General features: G+C 58.3%; 17 protein-coding genes (1 of these 17 cut by a window edge). 7 read left to right on the forward strand and 10 right to left on the reverse strand.

The window, feature by feature from the left end:
• The 5 genes from AC4CWF_RS19060 to AC4CWF_RS19080 form a co-directional block, all read right to left on the reverse strand.
• On the reverse strand, positions 1-992 hold the 5' end (the start) of the coding sequence (locus AC4CWF_RS19060) for an acetamidase/formamidase family protein (protein WP_491286755.1). 1,315 nt of this gene lie to the left of the window's left edge; the window shows 992 of its 2,307 coding nt (coding positions 1-992); its start codon is at positions 990-992; the stop codon falls past the left edge of the window.
• 101 nt (positions 993-1,093) lie between these two features.
• Complete coding sequence (locus AC4CWF_RS19065) at positions 1,094-2,332, reverse strand: acetamidase/formamidase family protein (protein WP_491286757.1); 1,239 nt, start codon at positions 2,330-2,332, stop codon at positions 1,094-1,096.
• Positions 2,333-2,381: 49 nt separating this feature from the next.
• Positions 2,382-3,998 (reverse strand): amino acid ABC transporter permease/ATP-binding protein, encoded by a 1,617-nt coding sequence (locus AC4CWF_RS19070; protein ID WP_491286759.1) that lies wholly within the window; start codon positions 3,996-3,998, stop codon positions 2,382-2,384.
• 72 nt (positions 3,999-4,070) lie between these two features.
• Positions 4,071-4,931 carry an ABC transporter substrate-binding protein gene (locus tag AC4CWF_RS19075; protein ID WP_491287689.1) on the reverse strand — a complete coding sequence of 287 codons (861 nt, stop codon included), beginning with the start codon at positions 4,929-4,931 and terminating at the stop codon, positions 4,071-4,073.
• A gap of 662 nt (positions 4,932-5,593) precedes the next feature.
• Positions 5,594-6,529, reverse strand: a complete 936-nt coding sequence (locus AC4CWF_RS19080) for a nucleotidyltransferase and HEPN domain-containing protein (protein WP_491286762.1) — start codon at positions 6,527-6,529, stop codon at positions 5,594-5,596.
• Positions 6,530-6,911: 382 nt separating this feature from the next.
• Between AC4CWF_RS19080 and AC4CWF_RS19085 the strand changes: the two genes are divergently transcribed.
• On the forward strand, positions 6,912-7,166 hold the full coding sequence (locus tag AC4CWF_RS19085; RefSeq protein WP_491286764.1) for a Y4oE-related protein: 255 nt from the start codon (positions 6,912-6,914) through the stop codon (positions 7,164-7,166).
• Here the strand turns inward: AC4CWF_RS19085 and AC4CWF_RS19090 are convergent.
• The 5 genes from AC4CWF_RS19090 to AC4CWF_RS19110 form a co-directional block, all read right to left on the reverse strand.
• Positions 7,156-7,866, reverse strand: coding sequence for a winged helix-turn-helix transcriptional regulator (locus AC4CWF_RS19090; RefSeq protein ID WP_491286766.1), 711 nt, complete (start codon positions 7,864-7,866; stop codon positions 7,156-7,158). The genes AC4CWF_RS19085 and AC4CWF_RS19090 overlap by 11 nt on opposite strands.
• Before the next feature lie 14 nt (positions 7,867-7,880).
• Entirely contained in the window at positions 7,881-8,654 is a 774-nt protein-coding gene (gene fabG, locus AC4CWF_RS19095; protein ID WP_491287691.1) for a 3-oxoacyl-ACP reductase FabG, read from the reverse strand.
• A complete protein-coding gene (locus AC4CWF_RS19100) occupies positions 8,654-10,369 on the reverse strand; it encodes an acetolactate synthase catalytic subunit (RefSeq protein WP_491286768.1) in 1,716 nt (571 codons plus the stop codon). The genes fabG and AC4CWF_RS19100 overlap by 1 nt, the downstream gene beginning before the upstream one ends.
• Positions 10,366-11,721 carry an aspartate aminotransferase family protein gene (locus AC4CWF_RS19105; RefSeq protein WP_491286770.1) on the reverse strand — a complete coding sequence of 452 codons (1,356 nt, stop codon included), beginning with the start codon at positions 11,719-11,721 and terminating at the stop codon, positions 10,366-10,368. The genes AC4CWF_RS19100 and AC4CWF_RS19105 overlap by 4 nt, the downstream gene beginning before the upstream one ends.
• A 112-nt stretch (positions 11,722-11,833) precedes the next feature.
• Positions 11,834-12,523 (reverse strand): GntR family transcriptional regulator, encoded by a 690-nt coding sequence (locus AC4CWF_RS19110; RefSeq protein ID WP_491286772.1) that lies wholly within the window; start codon positions 12,521-12,523, stop codon positions 11,834-11,836.
• A 215-nt stretch (positions 12,524-12,738) separates the two neighbouring features.
• Here AC4CWF_RS19110 and AC4CWF_RS19115 point away from each other — a divergent pair, with 215 nt between their 5' ends.
• The 6 genes from AC4CWF_RS19115 to AC4CWF_RS19140 all read left to right on the forward strand — a co-directional run bounded on the left by AC4CWF_RS19115 (position 12,739) and on the right by AC4CWF_RS19140 (position 18,864).
• Positions 12,739-13,854, forward strand: coding sequence for an ABC transporter ATP-binding protein (locus AC4CWF_RS19115; RefSeq protein ID WP_491286774.1), 1,116 nt, complete (start codon positions 12,739-12,741; stop codon positions 13,852-13,854).
• On the forward strand, positions 13,851-14,744 hold the full coding sequence (locus AC4CWF_RS19120) for an ABC transporter permease (protein WP_491286776.1): 894 nt from the start codon (positions 13,851-13,853) through the stop codon (positions 14,742-14,744). Before AC4CWF_RS19115 ends, AC4CWF_RS19120 begins: the two co-directional genes overlap by 4 nt.
• Positions 14,745-14,901: 157 nt before the next feature.
• Positions 14,902-15,624, forward strand: a complete 723-nt coding sequence (locus AC4CWF_RS19125; protein ID WP_491287693.1) for an ABC transporter permease — start codon at positions 14,902-14,904, stop codon at positions 15,622-15,624.
• On the forward strand, positions 15,621-16,691 hold the full coding sequence (locus tag AC4CWF_RS19130) for an ABC transporter substrate-binding protein (protein ID WP_491286778.1): 1,071 nt from the start codon (positions 15,621-15,623) through the stop codon (positions 16,689-16,691). The genes AC4CWF_RS19125 and AC4CWF_RS19130 overlap by 4 nt, the downstream gene beginning before the upstream one ends.
• Before the next feature lie 194 nt (positions 16,692-16,885).
• A complete protein-coding gene (locus AC4CWF_RS19135) occupies positions 16,886-17,506 on the forward strand; it encodes a response regulator transcription factor (protein ID WP_491286780.1) in 621 nt (206 codons plus the stop codon).
• Between the two features lie 110 nt (positions 17,507-17,616).
• Positions 17,617-18,864, forward strand: a complete 1,248-nt coding sequence (locus AC4CWF_RS19140; RefSeq protein WP_491286782.1) for an aminotransferase class I/II-fold pyridoxal phosphate-dependent enzyme — start codon at positions 17,617-17,619, stop codon at positions 18,862-18,864.
• Positions 18,865-19,194: the final 330 nt, after the last annotated feature.

Consider the following 19,194-nt stretch of genomic DNA (forward strand, 5'->3'; position numbering starts at 1 on the left):
AGCGCCTTCACCGGCCAGCCGCGCTGGTCGGTGCTTGCGGCACCGCCGCTTGCCTTTTCCGTGTAATGGGTGCGGAAGGCACCGGGCGGCATGCCGAACCGTTCCTTGAAGAGGCGGCTGAAATTGGCCGCATCGCCAAAACCGCAGGTAAACGCAACATCCGCCACGGGAAGGCGAATGTCTCCCGGCGCCACAAGAGCGGCCCGCGCCCGCTGCAAACGGCGCTCGCGGACATAATGGCTAAAACTCTCGCCATTCTGTTCGAACAGCTTCTGAAGATAACGTTCGGAAATCCCTTCCATCCGGGCGATGCGGCCGGCGGTCAGCTCCGTTTCGTGCAGATGCCGCTCAAGGCGAAGCGTTACCCGATGAAACAGGGCCGCAAGGCTCGGCCGTGCCAAAACCTCGTTTCTCTCCCCCTGCAGAAGAAGGGCAAAAAACAAATCGGCCACGGCGTCTTCCAAGCAACTCCATTCGACAGCCGACAGGCTCTCCATTTCAAGGGCGGCTGCCTCGACGGCTTTGATGAAGATGCCGGCAAATCCTTCGGGCGGATGATGCTGCGGCATGGTCAGTGCCTGCAGCCCGGTCTTTGGACCATGAAACAGCGTATCGGCAACCGACAGCGCGATGAGCCGCACGTTTTTCTGGAGGGCGATCTGCCACTGGCTGGCCACCGGCAGGATCACCAGGCTGCCCGGCTCGACAGTCAGGACATCTAAGGGCAGCGTGACGTTGATCGCCTCATCGAGCGAAAGGAGCACGATGGGCAGCCGGGGTCGGCCAGCAAGAGGAGACAGCGTCTGCGCGCCGACCGTCAGGCGCGCCAGCACCAGTCCGTCTGCCTCGCCGCGCATGGACGCTGCGGCAAAGTTCTGGAGGCCCGCGGGATGCACATCGGAGCGAATACCGATGCTGGCAAGGCTATCTTGCCATGCCTGCCCCCGCGTGCCCCTGGAATGCGCTTCGCTGACGAACTGCCTGATCTGCATCCCTTCATCCGCTGTGCCGGACAGGCGTTCAACCGCCGTGGTCCGATCCCCTTCGAGATCATATTGCACTTGCGAAGAAGAGAATGCCAGCCTGTCTGTCGTCATCGATCAAACACGCATTTTCGGATCGAGCCGGTGACGCCCCAGTTGGCATCGACAACCTGGGTGATCGAGAAATCAGCGGCCACCGACATCAGCGAGATCGCCTCGTCCTCCGAGAGCGCATGAACGGTCATCAGAAAGCGCCGCAGCTTGCGGAACGCATCGCGCATGGCAAGGTCGAGGCTGGAGCGCTTCAGGATTTCGTTCTGATGGTCGGGACCGAGTTCGGACAGGTAATTGGCATAGCTGAAACCATAGACCGACCAGACCTCATTGTTTTCAAGCAGTGGGTGGTTGAGACCTTCCAGCGCTGTTCCGGGCAGATCGGCTTTTTTGTGCAGGATGAACTCGAATTCGCCCGTCAGCGAGATTTCGACCGCCGTGCCGCTCAGTTCGCTATCGCCTTGCGACGCATGGGCGTCGCCGACCGAAAAAAGCCCGCCCGCAACGGCCACCGGGTAATACATACGGGCGCCCTTGGTGATGCGCCAATCGTCCATGTTGCCCCCGGTATAGTTCGGCGGAATGGTGCTGACAAAATCCGCTTCCGCCGGCGCCAGACCCATCGTGCCGAAGTGCAGGCGCGCCGGAACCTTGATGCCGGAGAGAATGCCCTCCTTCCTGGTCACGGTTGTATGGTCGACCGGCACGCCGGGATAATCGATCGTCGGATGGACGATCCCGTCCGGATCCGTTTGCGGCGTCCACAGATAGGAATAGAGCGCAGAGACCGTCGCCGGTTCCGTCATGTCCAGTTCGTAGATCGTCACCACCTCGCGGCGCTTGGGCTCCTCGATGAGATCATTGTACTGAAAACCCCAGTTGGCGGAGGGGTTGGAGCCAAAGAAGCGTCCAGCATAGGCCGGATTTGCGCTGGGTCGTGGATGCGCATCGACAATGCGCACCTCGATCACGTCGCCCGGTTCCGCACCTTCGATCGCAATCGGACCCGTGAGCAGATGGACGCCGACGCCTTCGCCGGAACCGCGCGTGAACGGGCCTTCGTCAGCACCGGCCCCCCGCCGCCGCATGGTCTTTTCCTCTGGCGTCCAGCGAAAAATCTCCTCGGCTGCCGGATCGCCCGTGATCATTCGCTCGGCATCGTCGTTGGCATGGTGGGTAATCGTCTCGATCACGACGCGATCCTGCGAGGCGACGGTCAGAACGGGTGCCAGCGTCTTGCTGAAATAACCCCAGTGCACGGTCGAGGGCGTGGCTGGCAGATGATGTCTTGTCATGGAAAACCTCACGGATGAAGAATTTGGGGGATGCGGGAGGCAGGCGAGGTCACTCGCCTTCCATCTTGCTGAGAAACCGGGCGGTCAGCGGATGGCGGGGCCGGTTCAGGATCTCGTCTGCCGGTCCTTCCTCGACAATCGATCCGCCCGAGAGAAAGATGATCCGATCTGCGACGTCTGCGGCAAACCGCAGCTGGTGGGTGGAGATGATCATCGCCAGACCGTCTTCGACGGCGAGCCGACGAATGACCTCGAGCACTTCGTTCACCAATTCCGGGTCGAGCGCCGAAGTGGGCTCGTCGAGCAGCAGAACGCTGGGGTTCTGTGCCACGGCGCGGGCAATGGCGACACGCTGCTGCTGGCCGCCGGAGAGATGGCGCGGCAGGGCGTTTGCCCGGTGGGCCAGACCGACGCTCTCCAGCAGGGCATCGGCCCGCCGATCCGCATCGAAGCGGGAGAGACCCTGCACCCAGCGCAGGGGATCGGCGACGTTTTCGCGCGCCGTCAGGTGACCGAAAAGGTTGAACTGCTGAAACACCATGCCGACGCCGACGCTTGCCCGCATCTGCGCGATTGCGCGCGGTGACAGGGGCTTTCCCTCTTCGTTGACACCAAGGGAGCGTCCACCGACCCGGATGCTGCCCTCCTCCCAGCCTTCCAGCCGGTTGATGCAGCGCAGCAAGGTGCTCTTGCCAGAGCCGCTTGGGCCGAGCAGGACGACGACCTCGCCAGCCTTGATCGTCAGGTCTATGCCGTAGAGGACGACATTCGGACCATAGGCCTTGTGAAGGCCGCGGACCTCGACCGCATCCGTATTGCCAGACAGCCGGCTGGCGCGCGCGGCACGATCGACACCGGCGTCCGCCATCGTCACCTTGGGCGAGGCTGGCGGCAGGGGATCGCGTCCGGTCGCTAGATCGTCCGGCGTTGGGGTTGGCGCCGCAAGCGCCGCCACGCTGCGCGTGCGGAAAGGTGAGAGCGCGCGAAAAAACCGCGCGATCTGTTCTGCAGGCTTCGGGCGGTCGAGATCGAGCAGCATCTCGACGACGATCTGGATCAACGCCACGACGCTGGTCAACAGAAGGTACATCAGGCCCGAGGCAAAAAAGATGGAGAAAAAGTCAAAGGTGGCCGAGGCAAGTTGCGTGCTGCGCAAGGTCAGTTCCTGGACGGACACGACCGATGCGAGCGAGGAGTTCTTCAGCGCACTCACCGCTTCATTGCCCAGCGCCGGCACCATGGAGCGGATGGCTTGCGGCGCCACGACACGTCCCATGATGACGTTCGGCGTCATGCCCAGCGCCTGCGCCGCACTCACCTGCCCGCGATCGACGCCGATCACATTGGCGCGGATGATTTCGGCGATAAACGGCGCCTCGTTTAGCGCAAGCGCCAGGCTGGCCGCTTCGATGGCCGAAAGCTTGATGCCGATCAGCGGCAGCGCGTTGTAACAGAAGATCATCTGCAGGATGAGCGGCGTGCCCCGGAAGATGATGGCATAGGTTCGCGAGAGAAACGCCAGAGCGCCAAACCTGCTGAGCTGCATGCCGGCGAGGACAACCCCCATGACGAGACCGCCGCCAAGACCGAGCACCGTGATCAGAAGCGTATAGACGATGCCCGTCACGAGATACGGCTGGCTAAGATACTGGAGAAAAAGATCCATCGTGGCGTATATTCCTCTCGAGGAAAATTCGGCCGGAGATCAGACGCTTCTGAAATCCGGCCTTAGACACGGTCAGTCCGCCAGCACGAGCGAAGGCTCTTCAATCTGGTTGTCGGGCAGGTTCCACTTCTTCATGAGTTCGCCCTGCAAGCCGGATTTCTGGATTTCGGTCAATGCGGCCATCACGGCATCGCGGAACTCCACCTTGCCGCGCGGAACGGCGATGCCGACCGAATAGGGCAGCATGACTGCTGTGGCCTTGGCGAGCTTGTCGGGATAGGCCTTGACCGCGCCATCGACGGTATTGACGTCGTTGATGTAGGTGTCGGCGCGACCGGACAGGATGGCCTGGATGCAATTGGCGTTGTTGTCGTAGAGCTGGATCTCCGGCGCCGGCTTGCCGGCCGCCTTGCACTCGGCTTCCAGCTCCTGGATCAGCGGCACTTCGACATAACCGGTGTTTTCCGCAGCCACGGCACCGCAGAGCGAGGTATCGATGCCGGTGATCTTCTTCGGATTGCCCTTGGCGACAAGAACCCCGTCGAACACCTTGAGATAGGTGATGAAGTCGGCGGCCTTGGCGCGGTCCTTGGTGGCGTAGATATCGGAAATCACGATATCGGCCTGACCGGCCTGAAGCGTGGTGAGAAGCGCAGCAAAGGTCACGGATTTATAGGTGAGCTTGAACCCGAGGCAGTCGCCGATCGCTTCGCCCAGATCAATATCGAAACCGATATATTTACTGGGATCCTTGGGATCGAGCGCCTCGTAGCCCGGCGTATGCGGGTTGATGGCGTTGACCAGCGTCTTGCCCTTGAGGGCCGGATATTTCGTCTGCAGGCCGGCGCAGGCCGCAGGCGCGGCCGCAGCAGCGGGCTCGGCCGAGAGTAGCATCGCCCCGGTCACGGTGGCCGCAACCGCCTGCGCCATCATGCAGAGGCCCATCCAGGATCTGAGCAACGCGCGGCTGCCCCCGATATTCAGCTTTTTCATTTCCCGCTCCGTTGGTTGGTCGATGCAGTAGCCGCACCCGACGCAACGGAGCTTAGGAAGTTTAAGGCCAGATCCGGTTGTCTCTGGCCGCACGATTTCTTGTCATTTTTGGGCGCCTAAGAGACAGAATTTTGTTTCGCCTATTATTTAGGCGTCAATAGCCCAGGCATTAATCTTCCGATGACCTGCATGTATGTCTGCGCCAGCATGCCTTGATCGTTTTCGCGACCTGATTCCCGCAGCCGGATGCTCGGCTTTCGCAGTGCAGCGAATGCGAAATGACGATGTTGCATCCGGTTAATGCAGCACCTCGTCGGGCTGATCCAGCGTACACATCCGCGATAACTTTCAATTACGCACGCAAAAGTTCGGCGCCGATGCTCGAGCCGATCCTGTGCTATTGGTGAGGCGCGACAAGCCCCGCCATATGACGATGTCGCCGGGTGGCGATCATGGGCACGAGCCGGCCACGATCAAGATCTGAGCCGAGAAGCATGGGGAAATTGCTGTCGGCACGCTGCAAGGCTGGGCTCATTTCGCCTATAGCCAAAACTCCGTCCGCTTCACGTGAGCCGGGTTTGACGAAATTGACGAAGCCACTCTCAGGGCCGACGAGACACTTCTTCAACAGCCGGCTGAGCAGGGCGAATCCGTTCAAGATGATCGCGACAAATTTTCTCTACGGCTGTAATTAGCGCCTCTGTTCGCTCGCTTAGCCATTGAAGCGCCTCTCCCGAAATCTCAAAATACGGTGAGTACCGGGCCTTGACGTAGGCTTCGTTGAGAATGTTGAACCAAGATGTATGCCGTTGCTGGCTTTCTGGCCAAATTTCCACGAGTTCTCCGGCCTGCTGTTCGGCAAGTCCGCGAAGAAATCGCAAACTGTGCGAGGAAGGACTGTAGTTGGTCAAAACCAAAAGAAGAGTAGCGTAAGCTTGCTCAATTGACTGGTGAAGCAGAAATGCCGCTTCTTTGCCATCATTTTCGGCCTGATAAAATCTAGCGCCCTTTAGAAAATTATGCGCATGCGGCAACCTATCGTTCAGATACACTGAGGCCATCTGCCACGCCTCTTCGGCGGTTACCTGCCCCGGCACAGCCAGCGGTTCATCGTTAAGCTCGTAAAGCGCCAGGCCATCCCGGCGGATATCTACAAAAAAGTACCGGCCACGACGAAGCTCCGTGTTCATCTCCCTGAGAGAATGCACGATCAGGCTGACCGGCGTGCTTATATCGTTGCTCCGCATCAAGCGTTCGGCTGCATTGTGCCAGTAGGCCGAAAAGTCGGTGAGCTTGCGATTGTTTACGACAACAAGAATGTCGAAATCGGAACGGTAGCCCTTCTTCGTATGGGGCTCGTCAACGAACGTACCACGGGCGTAGGAGCCAAAGAGAATGATCTTCAGGATCCTTCCACGCTTCTTAAACGCTGCCGAAGCACCTTTTAGCGCGTCCTCAAACTCCTCAAGGAGAATCTGGACCACCCGGGCGAGCTCGTGCTGTTTGACCGGCGGCAGATGATCAAGGCTCGTCTTCATAAGCAATAAAAATCCCTGCGGTTTAAATCCGGACCATCGTGACAGCTGTATGCACAACAGACATTGCAGGAAAGTCACATGCGTTTCAACGAAGGGTTTACAAAGCGGTTTACATGCGAGCTTTACACAAGACCGAATGACAGCTTGTCCAACTTGGTAGCCGATCCCACGGGTACCGGCGAAAGAGAGCGAGCAAACTATGTTCTCAGTCTGACGGCTTGGCAGAGCTTTCCAGTGTGGTCACTTTCTGTGGTAGTGACGAATATGCGCGCTTGCCGGAACAACAAGACGCCTATAGTCTAACACCAGACATGACACATTCGCCAGGGACGGCACCCTATCCATGCGGAACGCGTGCAACAACGTCCGGCGATCATTCAAAATGACTTCCTGCGCCGGACGCGGGGAGACTGTTGTGTCGCGAAATCAATCCCGGTCCAAGAGACCGAAACAAAAAAACCCTCGGCCCGCGAATGACGGCAATCCAGCCGATGTCGCCATCATTGAGCAGGCGCACGCGCTTTATGGCAGTGAAGCGGCGACCGCGGTTGCGTTCTGTGGGCTGGACGCTTGGTTTGAGGGTGAGGAGGAACAATTCCGCCGCTTGGCCGGACTATTTCGGCGGCTCAGGAATTAGAAGGTTTCAGTATCCTGAAGCTGGATGGCATTTGAAGAGCATAACCGCGGCCCCGGACCGTACGGATCATGTCCGGGCCGAAGCCCTCAAGCGCGCGGCGGATATGCCCGATATGGATGTCGACAGTTCGAGGTTCCACCTCCACATGCGCGGGCCAGCAGCTTTCGATGAGATCGTCGCGCTGGCAAACGACCGAGGGCGCCTGCAGAAGGCGACGCAAGAGACGAAACTGCAGAGCAGTCAATGCCACTTGTTTACCGGCCCTATGCACTGTCACCGTCGCAAGGTTCATTTCAAGGTCGGCAAATCGAAGCACCGGTCCGGGCAGACCACTACGATTGGCGGCAAGATGCAGGTTTCGGAGCCGACGCAGGAACTGCAGCAGAATGTCGGGATTGAATGGACGCTCAAGAAGCAGATCACATTCGGGTAGAACAACATCCCGCTTCCTAGTACCTCTGGATATCAGGATCACGGCACAAGAGGGAACAACAGACCTTACGACCGCCAGAAAGCGGACACTGTCGGTGGTGGCTTGCGACCAGTCGATCAAGGCGGCGACGATGGGCGCCTGCGCGCGAAGGTGGAACACCTCGTCAGGCTGTGTCACCAGAACAACACTGAAGCCCTGATGCGCTAGGACATGTCGAAGCAATAAGAAAAGCTGCGTGTCGGAAACGCAGACCAGGATCTTTGGCATTCCCCAGCTCCATTTTACAGGGGAGCAAACTCCCCACCGTTCACATCGATGATTGCACCGTTGATGAAGCCAGCATCGTAGGATGCAAGAAACCCGATCGTGTTAGCTATGTCCGCCGGCTCCCCGAGCCGCCCGACCGGAATCCGCATCAGGGCTGCCCGGTTAACCGAACTATCACGGCCGCCCGCCATGTCCGTCACGATACGTCCCGGTGCCACGATATTCACGGTAACACCCGTTCCGGCAAAAGCCGCAATGAGGGAGCGGGAGAGACCCGAAAGTGCCGCCTTCGAAACGACATACGCACTTCCGGCTACCTTCGGGACAGCCCGCCCGGCGATCGACCCGATAAAGATGATCCGGCCGAAACGCTGCCGGGCCATCGCAGAAACCACCGCCTGGCAGCAAAGCATTGCACCGGTCAGGTTGACAGAAAGAACTTCGTTCCACTCATCGAGACTGACATGCGCAAAGGGTGTCGCCCCGTCCTCGCCTTTCGGCGAGACGCCGGCGTTACAGATCAACGTGTCGGGGACACGCCACCTATCCTCGACATCTGAAAAAAAGCCTGCAACCTGTTGCGGCGATCTCAGATCAACGCAACGCGCAAGAATGCGCCTGTCATCGAACTGGCGGCGGAGCTTGATTGCCGCCGCCTCCACATGAGCGGCGCTCTGCCCGAAGAAGGCGACCTTGTAGCCGGTGTCCAGAAGATGGTTTACGGCGGCAAACCCGATACCGGAGCTGCCGCCTGTGACCACCGCAACGCGTTGCGACGGATCGATCATCACGCCGCCTTGTCCATGGCGGCAAAGAGTGACAGTGGTGGATGGGCCCCCGGATCCGTCATCACCTCGATCAGGAACGGCCCGTCCGTCTCTATACCCGTTCGAATCAGGTCGGCCAGATCAGCAGGATCGGCGACACGGGCAGACCTGCAGCCACAGGCAGCGGCAATCTGGGCGTGATCGACGGGTGAGAAATAGCAGGCTGAGGTGTAGCGACCGAACTTGACCGTCTCGGCGTCTCGCTGAAAGCCCAGGATGCCATTATTCAGCACGATCGTAGTGACGGGAATGTTGAGGCGCACCGCGGTTTCCAGCTCTGCCCAGCTATGAGCAAAGCCGCCGTCTCCGACCACAGCGACAACAGGAATATGCGGCTGGGCGAGCTTTGCGCCGATTGCCAGCGGCAGTCCCCATCCCAGTCCGGCAAGCCCGCGCGGGGTGATAAATCGCGTCCCCTCGGATGCTGCTCGCAATTGTCCGGTCACCCACATAGAGGAGTAGCTCGCATCGGCGACAACAGTCAGATCGCGCTCAAGCCATGGCTGCAACTCGCGCATGATTCTTTCTGGCCGGATGGGCGACTGGTCCGATAGTGCAACCGGACGACGCGCCTCGTCGAAATCCGACCAGCACCGTCCGATCCGACTCTCAAGCCCTTCGCGGGCGGCTTGCCGTAAGCGGAGGTCCTGGTTTCCGAGGGCGGTAGCCAGCGCTTTCAGGCATTCGCGCGCATCGCCGACCAGGCGAAGCGCCTCGAAATTGCGCCCAATCTCTGTCGGATCGACATCGATATGGATTACGCGCGCCGTCTTTGGAATTTGACGCCAGTTGTCGGTCCCGTTCTGGTTGGTACGGGTACCGACAAGGATGATGAGGTCCGCCTCTTCCAGGAATTGCTGCGTATAGACTCCGAGAGACCTGGGCCCGGTCAGGGATCCAAGGACGCCGAGTGAAAGTGGATGATGCTCATCGACACTACCCTTGCCCATATTCGTAGTGCAAACCGGCAAGCTCGCCAGTTCCTGCAGATGCGCGAGTTGTGATGAGGCATTTGCACCATGGACGCCGCCGCCGGCGAGAACGACCGGTTTGGCCGCAGCAGCGATCCACACGGCCGCCTGCTTGATCACGTCATCGGCTGGACGAGGCCGGTCAAGCGGGTAGCGTCCGAGATTGGCGAGGCGCTTGGCACCAGTAGCCTCGAACCGGGCGCGAAGCAGATCTGCCGGCAGGAGAAGCGCCACAGGACCGGGACGCCCGGACGTCGCCGCGGTGAAGGCTGCGTCGATATAGTCCTCGATACGGTCCTCCATGTGGACACGGCGGACCCACTTCGTGCAGGACTGGAAAAGTGCGATGTGATCGAAATCCTGGAAGGCATTTTTGTCGGTCTGGTCGCGTTCGACTTCCTGCACCAGTGCCACCACTGGGATACTTGCCTTCATAGCTTCAGCAAGCGGTGGCACCAGAAGGGTGGCAGCCGGTCCATTTTGAGCGCAAACGATACCGACTTTTCCGGATATGCGGGCATAGCCATCGGCCATCGCTCCCCCCATATTTTCCTGCCGATAGGAAATCTGGCGGATGCCGCGGGCTTCCGCGGCAAGAACAACCGCAGAGGGCAGGCTCTGAGCAAAAATGAATTCGACCTCGTGGCGAACCAGCGAACTGGCCACGCGATCTGCTACAGTTTCCTCTATGGAGATGGAATTCATGGCCTGGCCTCCCAGCTGTGATCACTGTAGGTTGTCAAGAACATCTCAAATACGTCCGAGATGTTGTCGATTTCTGTTTCCGTCATGGGTGTAGAAAGGCAGGCAGCCGCATCACCCGGAAGAAGAATCCCCTTTTGGCGGAAAAAACGGCTGAGACTGCGCATGCGCGCAGCATCCTCCACGTCTAATATTGCGTCAGCATAGGTATCTGGGAGCACGCGCTTGGGATGAATGCGGAAAAGCGACGCCGCCCCTGCAACTGAATACGGGGCACTGTGCTTTGCCGCAGCGGTCGAAAGCTGATTGCGAAGCCTGTCGCCCAGTCGCTCCAGTCGGTCAAAAGCATCCAACGTCATGGCTTCCATCGCCACCCGCCCGGCAACCATCGAGACAGGATTAGCCGCAAATGTTCCGCCTTGCGGAACAAGAGGGACCTTTCCGTCCGAACCGAACACCGACATCACTTCCGAGCGGCCACCAACTGCGCCAATCGGAAAGCCGCCACCGATGATCTTTCCGGCGGTCACGAGGTCGGGTGAAAGCCCGTATCGTGATGAAGCGCCGTTATATCCTTGCCGGAGATTCAAAACCTCGTCGGCGATGATCAGGATGCCATGTCTTTGTGCAAAAAGTGTCAGTTGCTCAATGAATCGCGGCAGCGGCTTTAGCAACCCCGCCCGGCTCGGCATGGGATCAATGAGTATCGCCGCCAAGCTCTCGACATGGGGCGCTAGGCGTTCCTCCATCCCGTCAACGTCGTTGAAGTCCAGCGCAACGACGTTGTCTGACGTCGTTCTGGGCGCTCCCGTGTAAGCGGGTCGAGCCATACGACGGCCTGTCCCGGGTTCTTCGTTCGACCTTGACTGTCCGGTTTCAGCCCAGTCGTAAGCGCCGTGATAGGCGCCTTCGAAACGGGCAATGGTCGGCCGGCCCGTGTAGGCGCGGGCCGCCTTGATCGCGAACATCACAGCTTCCGTGCCCGAATTGACGAAGCGGACCTGCTCGATTGCCGGAATGCGAGACACCAGCAGTTCTGCGAGAGCGATCTCGTGATGCGTCGGGTTTGAGAAACACGTTCCCCTCCGCACGAGATCGGTGACGGCATCGACCACCGGCGCAAAGCCGTGCCCGTGCAAGAGTGTCGTGAAGTTATTGTTGAGATCGAGGAGGCGGTTGCCATCCATATCGACGACATAGGCGCCCTCTCCGCCTGAGATGTAGATCGGATGCGGATCGCAGTCGATTGTGGACCGGGTTGTTCCGCCCGGAAAGACGTTACGACCGCGACGATAAAGAGCGGCGGAGCGCGGGCAAGCATGCCCGACTGCGCCGGCTGCCATTCCTGTGAACATCTGCGTACCTTCTTGTTGCTGAATTAGTGCCGGGGGAAGTCTCGAGCTTTATGTAGGCTTCACTTTTGTTGCAACAAAAAATCAAAACGTCAAGGCCGCATGCCAAAAAAGCTCAGCCCGCGGCCGCACGCTCTCGAAGGGCGTGACGTAACCTGCGATACCCATCGCGGATATCGTTCTCGAACGCAGCTCGCAGCCCACCCCCATCGCGATCAACGAGCGCTTCAATAGCCATTTCGTGATTGCGCACACCATACTTCGCCTCCGCAAACTCCGGATAAAGGCCATAGAAGGAAGGGCCAACTCTGAGCCACTGGGCCTCGATCATGGATAAGATGTGCGGCAAGCGTGATAACCGGTAGACAAGAAAATGGAACTCCTTGTTGAACCAAAGGGCCTGCTCGTATTGCCCGCGATCAAGCGCTGCATTGATATTTTCCTGTATATTCCGGAGCTTATCAATATCTTCAGTCCGGCAGCTCTCGATCGAGAGCTGAGCTGCCAACCCCTCAAGAGCAATGCGAATGAGGGTGATTTCCCGTAGGTCGGCCTCATTCAAAACAGGAACGAGCACAGTCTTTGGGCCTGCGTAGATTACCGCGTTATCAGCGGCAAGGCGATTGATCGCATCGCGCGCCGGCGTTGAACTCACACCTAAGGCTTCGGCAACCGAACGAACTGTCAGCTTGTCGCCAGGCCTATACACCCCCCTACTCAATCGCTCTTTTAACGCCCCGTAGGCAGCGTCTCCAAGGCTGGGAGCCTGACGGCTCCTCCCGTCAGTGGCTAACATATCGACCATTTCTCACCCTAACTGTGTTGACATGATGATTTTTTGATGCAACAAAAAAATGAATGTGAAGGTATTGCAAAGTTTTGGCGCATCAAACTCTAGCGATTTTCGTCGCTGAAGTCACGCCTGCCTTAATCAGCAGGACGGGCAGAAGCTACGCCGATCCGAAAAAGGTGAGCCTGCCGAGACCTTGCGTAATTCCAAAATAATTAAGGGGACAGCATTTGATCGGACAGCGACTGACACTTCGCCAACTGGAAAAGAGCTACGGCGCCGTAGAGGCGGTGCGTAAGACGGATCTCGATATCGGCGCCGGCGAGTTTGTTTCTATTGTCGGCCCATCCGGCTCCGGCAAAACCACACTTCTCACCATGATCGCCGGGTTTGAGACGCCGTCAGCGGGCTCCATATTGGTCGGCGACCGCGAAGTAACGGTCCTTGCGCCGAACCGGCGCAACATAGGAATGGTATTCCAGAAATATGCCCTCTTCCCGCATATGACCGTGCGCCAGAACATTGAATTTCCCCTAAAAATGAGGCGCCTCGGAAAGGGTTCCAAAATAAGCAAACGCATCGATGCGATGCTGGATCTCGTGCAGCTTGAGGGGTTGCAGCACCGCTATCCGAGCCAGCTTTCTGGGGGCCAGCAGCAAAGAGTGGCCGTCGCGCGCGCGCTGGTCTTCGATCCTCCTGTCATACTTATGGACGAACCACTCGGCGCGCTCGACAAGAAGCTGCGGGAATCAATGCAGTTCGAAATCAAGCGTATCCAGGAGCGGATCGGAGCAACCGTCATTTACGTGACGCACGATCAGGAGGAGGCGCTGACCATGTCGGATCGCGTAGCCGTCATGCATAAGGGCCGACTGGAACAGATCGGAACTCCAAGCGACCTCTACGCCAACCCCGATAACGCTTTCGTCGCCGACTTTGTCGGATCGATCAATTTCATTCCGGGTATCGTCTGTGGCAAGGATCACTTAGGCATCGCCATTGAAGTCGGCAGCGCGATCGTCCAGGTTCCCACTCCGGTCGACCCGTCGGCCTCTCAGCATGCTCAGGGATCCGCCGTCAGACTTGCCGTAAGACCTGAACACATATCAATCGCGCCATTCCAAATTCGCAACGACCGGAGTTTGTCCGGAACGATCGAAGCAGTGGTGTTTGCCGGCGCGTCAAGAACGGCACTTGTACGCCTTCACGCGCTTCCAAACCTGGTTCTTCGCACCGAGGTCCCTTCCAGCCTTCTGTCTCCCCCCGAACGAGGTTCCGATGTGACAGTGGCTTTTGTTCCCGGCGCGCTTCGGGTCTTTGGTCCTGAAGAAGGAGCTGAGCGATGAACATCCAGACATCCACGCAGCCCACACGTATCCGCCCCAACATGCTTCGAGCCCGCGACGCCAGCCGTTATGCGCCTTTCACCTCGTGGTTGCTGATCCTGCCGCTCATCACCACGTTCGCAGTCGGCTTCCTTTACCCGGTGTCCAAACTCGTCGCCCTCAGCTTTGCCAATGGTGCAGAGAGCTACCTTCGGTTCGGGCAGGAACCCCTATACCTCAACGTCCTGACAACGACCGTGATCACAGCAGCAGCCGTCACAGCCTTTTGTCTGGTGCTTGGGTATCCGGTCGCGTTCGCCATGACGCGGCTAAGCGGAAAAGCGGCACTTATAACGGCTATCTGCGTTTTCGTGCCCCTCTGGACCTCAGTCCTCATCAGATCCTATGCCTGGATCGTCCTGTTGCAGCGAAACGGCGTCTTCAACGAAGTCTTGCAAAACGCGGGGCTGTCGGACCAACCCCTGAAGCTTCTTTACACGCAGGGCGCCGTCATTCTGGGAATGACACATATCCTTCTGCCATTCGCCATCCTGCCGATCCACTCGACGCTGAGGACGCTGCCACCGGATCTTGCGCGTGCCGCAGCCAATCTGGGTGCGAGTCCGGTACAGACTTTCTTGCTAATCACGCTGCCGCTTAGCCTTCCAGGCGTTTTTGCCGGCTGCATCCTATGCTTCGTTCTCGCGCTCGGCTTCTACATTACCCCTGCCTTGCTCGGTGGTCCGGGCTCCATGTTGATGGCCACGCTCATCGGCCAGCAGACGACTGTTCTTCTGGATTGGCCCTTCGCAGCGGCACTATCAACCATTCTCCTATCCATCACACTCTTCATCGTCTTCCTGTTCCGCAGGGCACTTTCGCTCAGCAAAGGATTTCACAGTGCTCATTAACCGCAATATAGTTCCGCAGTCAGCGGCCGCTTATCTCCTGGCCGCATATCGATCGCTAAACCGCCCCATCGGTCAGGTGGTAGTAACCTTGCTGGCCGGACTCGTCGTCGCTCTCATCCTATTTTTCCTCGTCCTGCCGACATTGATCATCATCCCAATGTCGCTCAGCGCGACGTCACATCTTCAGTTTCCACCGCAAGGTATCACCTTAAAGTGGTACAGCACGTATTTCCGCGACCCCGACTGGATGGCCGCAACCTGGTTCAGCCTGCGCATCGCCATTGCCACGTCAGTGACGGCAACTGTGGTCGGTACGATGACGGCATTGGCCATCATCCGCGGCGACATGCCGTTCAAGGGCACCCTGCATGCGCTGTCACTGGGGCCGATGATCGTTCCTCACATAGTCCTCGGTGTGGCCCTCTACCTCACTTTTTCGCCGCTGCAACTGACTGGAACGTTCATCGGTTTTCTGATCGGCCACACGGTGCTTGCAGTGCCCTTCGTGGTGATCACCGTAACGGCGGCGCTGCAGCGACTGGACCCCGCGCTGGACCTCGCGGCACTCAATTGTGGAGCCAACCGGACGCAGGCCTTTTTCCACATCACCCTGCCAAACATCGCTCCGGGTGTTGCTTCGGGAGCCGTGTTCTCCTTCCTTGCTTCCTTCGACGAGGCAACCGTCGCCTTCTTTATCTCGGACGTCGGCGGCAAATCCATCGGGCGCAAGATGTTCGAGGATATTGACTTCAACCTGACGCCCGTCATCGCAGCCGCATCCACCGTGATCGTCGTTGCCTCCCTTTTTCTGATCGGCTTCATCCAGCTTCTTTCGAAACCTCGCAGTCCTAAAACCCCAACAGGAGTGGAAGACCAATGATATCGATACGGAGAAACTACGCATGCAGCCTGGCTTGCCTCATCGTCGCCGGAGCAGCATTTTTCACCGACAAGCCGGCGAATGCCCAGGGCCAGGTGATCATCGCTTCAACCGGCGGCGCCTATGACCGCGCCCTTAAGGAAGCCTGGTTCGATCCCTTTACCAAGGAAACGGGCATAACAGTCACTATCGTTTCAGCGACGAATGCCGAGATGCGCGCCAAGGTCGCCGCGATGGTCAAATCGAACAATGTCAGCTGGGACCTCTACCTCGAGGGAGAAATCCAAGCCGCGTCGGAGGCACACCGCCGGGTCACCGAAGACCTTACCTCCTTCTGCGCACGCTTCTCCGCGCACGCGGACCTTGCAATCAACGCGTGCGATGTCGGCGGAGCACTCCTACAATCGACTGCAACGTTACTTGCATATCGGCAGGACGCTGTTCGCACGGGGACACCCGAAACCTGGGCAGACATGTGGGACGTGAAAAAATTTCCCGGTGGCCGGGCATTTCCGAATTTTGACGATCCTTGGCGCGTCCTTGCTGCGGCCCTCTTGGCGGACGGAGTCAAGAAAGACGAACTGTTTCCACTGGATCTAGACCGTGCATTCCGCAAACTTGATGAAATTCGGGACGAAGTGACCCTTTGGTGGAAGACCGGTGATCAGAGCGTGCAGGGATTTCGTAACGGTGAATACGACCTTGGCCAGATTTGGCTAACGCGGGCGAAAGCCATGAAAACCGAAGGCTTGCCGATCAGCTGGTCGTACAAAGCCTCATTCCTGGTCGGAGACAGGATTGCATTGGTCAAAGGCGCGCCCAACCGGGACAATGCGCTGAAGCTGATTGCGTTTTGGCTCGACAATCCCAGCGTCCAGGCCAAGGCTTGCGACGTTCTCTCGTGCACGCCGCCGAGCACTGCAGCGGTCTCCTTGATGTCGGAAGAGACACGCAAATCCATGCCGACAACGGCAGAGATCAAGGATAGCGTCATCGTTCCCGATGCGGCCTGGATCAATGCCAATGCTGCCATGCTGCTGCAGCGATGGAACAACTGGGTGCGGTGATCCCGCCATTGCAAACGCGACGCCGGCCGGCCCTTTGATAGCCATCGGCACCGGCCGAGCCGGCCATTCCCACAACCACACTCCGGAGGGCTTGATCAGTACCATGACCGATCTCGTGATGATCCATTCCAGGGATCCAGACTTTTACATGCTGATGAGCCATATTCTGGCTACAGCAGGATTTCGCGCTTCGCTTGCCGAGGATTTTGAAAGTGTTGCGGGGGGCCGAGATAGCCGCAATTGCTGCAGTCCTTGTGGACACCGCCGACGACATCGATGCGGTCACCGCGTTCTGCAAGACGTTAAAGACAAGTGATTTGACTTCGCATCTGCCACTGCTAGCGCTCATTCGCGCCCGGCACGAACAAAGTTACCTTAATCTTTTAAAGACCGGGATCGATGACGTATTCGTAAGGCCGGTTTCGCCCGAACGAGTTCTGTCCTATCTGCGCTCAATTTCACTACCAAGCTCAGGCCGCGCGGGTTCCTCGACTTCACCTCGGCCGCTGTTTCGCTTTGGCGATCTCGAGGTTGATGAGCAGGCGCGTCTTGTCAGATGCAAGACTGGCAGTGTGCAGCTTAGTCCGATCGAATTCCGATTGCTGAAGCGACTTCTTGAAACGCCTGGCCGCGTGCTTTCGCGTGACGATCTGATAGCCACTGCTTGGCCTGTGAACCATCACGTCAATGCGCGCACCGTGGATGTTCACATCGCAAAACTTCGTCGCGCGATCCAGGAGACGACTGAACAGGTGATCATTCGCACGATCCGTTCGAACGGTTATGTCGCCGATATCACCCACGACGACCAATAGCCCACTGCTACCTTCTACAAATCTTGAATTTTCTTTCACAATAGCTTTGTTGTCATTCTATCGGAGCCGTGACCTTCTTCGCGCATAGGTAGCGAAGGAAGGAGAGCACCATGAACAACACATCAGGATACTCAAGAGGCTCGCGCGTCCAAGGCCAGTCTCGCAATACTGCTGCGATGATCAACGCGGCCACCTCTAGTTTCGACGCCGCGCACTATCAGGGCATTATGGCGATCTATGCGATGCCGCTTGAGGGCCGAACCGTAAAATTGCCCCATAATGGGCAGGACGTCGTGGACTTTGTACGATGCTCGTACCTGGGTTTTGATAACCATCCCGATATCGTCGCTGGCGCGGTGAAAGCGGTCCGTGATTCCGGCACTCTGCATTGGTCCTGTGCCCGTACGCGCCTGAATTTCAGCATACTTGGGGAACTGGAGGATAATCTTTCCGATCTGTTCCGCGCTCGGGTAGTGACGTTCACAACTGTCCTTGCAGCCAACATGAGCGCTCTGCCCTTGCTGGCCTCAGGTCATCTGACAGCCGGACAAAAGCCTGTCGTCGTTTTCGACCGCCTTGCCCATGCGACGCTCGCGTATCACAAGGCCTCCGTCGCGGCGGAAACTGGTGTGGAAACCATCCAGCATAATGACCTTGCGGCGCTCGACGCTCTGTGTCGCACCCACAAAACTGTGGCTTACGTTTGCGATGGCGCCTATTCGATGGGAGGAAGCGCTCCCTTGGCGGAACTTCGTGCGCTACAGGAGAAGTACGGCCTTTTCCTTTATATCGACGACGCGCACGGGATCTCCATTCTGGGCGAAAATGGCGCAGGGTTTGCGCGATCCGTTTTCGACGAGCTTGGTGAAAGGACGATTGTCGCCGCATCGCTCGGCAAGGGCTTTGGTGCATCCGGCGGCATCTTGATGCTTGGAACGGCCGCGCAAGAACTGTTGTTCAGGCGTTTTGCCGTCGCCCATGCATTCTCTGCATCTTTGAACACTGCTGCGATTGGCGCGGCAGCTGCGTCAGCTCAAATTCATCGTACAAATGAACTCGCCAGTCGGCAGGAGGCACTGCGAAGGAACCTGGCGCTCCTGGACGAACTGCTTCCCTCACAAGACGCGACCAGCGAACTTCCCATTAGAACGATCCGGCTGGGTGACGAACTGCTCTCGGTCGGGGCAGCAGTGCAGCTCCTGAGACTTGGGTTCTACACATCGGCAATTTTCTTTCCTACCGTCGCTCGCGGAGAAGCAGGATTGAGGATTTGCCTGACTGCTTCACACACTGAAGCTCAGATCAGAAGCCTGTGTGCGGCGATCGACGGCATCAGGGAAGAAATCCGCCAGAACTGATGAGCTCTTCGTATTCATTGAGGAATCGCAACGGACCATGCCTTTGACGTTACCAAGTCCGGCGGTAGGAAAGCCTCTGAGCACGCTGGTTTTGCGAGACGCGTTTTAGTTGCTTTCGGCGGGGAACGTGCCCTTCAGAACAAACTGTGGACATATCGAAGTTCGCCAGAGACAGCCGGGAACAATAGAAAGACAGCACCCCTATTTCCCGGCTTCGCAATTGTGTAGCATATCAAGTCCGTTCACTCACCCCGGACAGGGTTCTGTCAGAGTGCCACGGCACGCAAATCGACGAATAGGCCCAGCCTACGGGCCTGACGCGAGCGACAT

The organism is Neorhizobium sp. PAMB6630 (assembly GCF_058242775.1).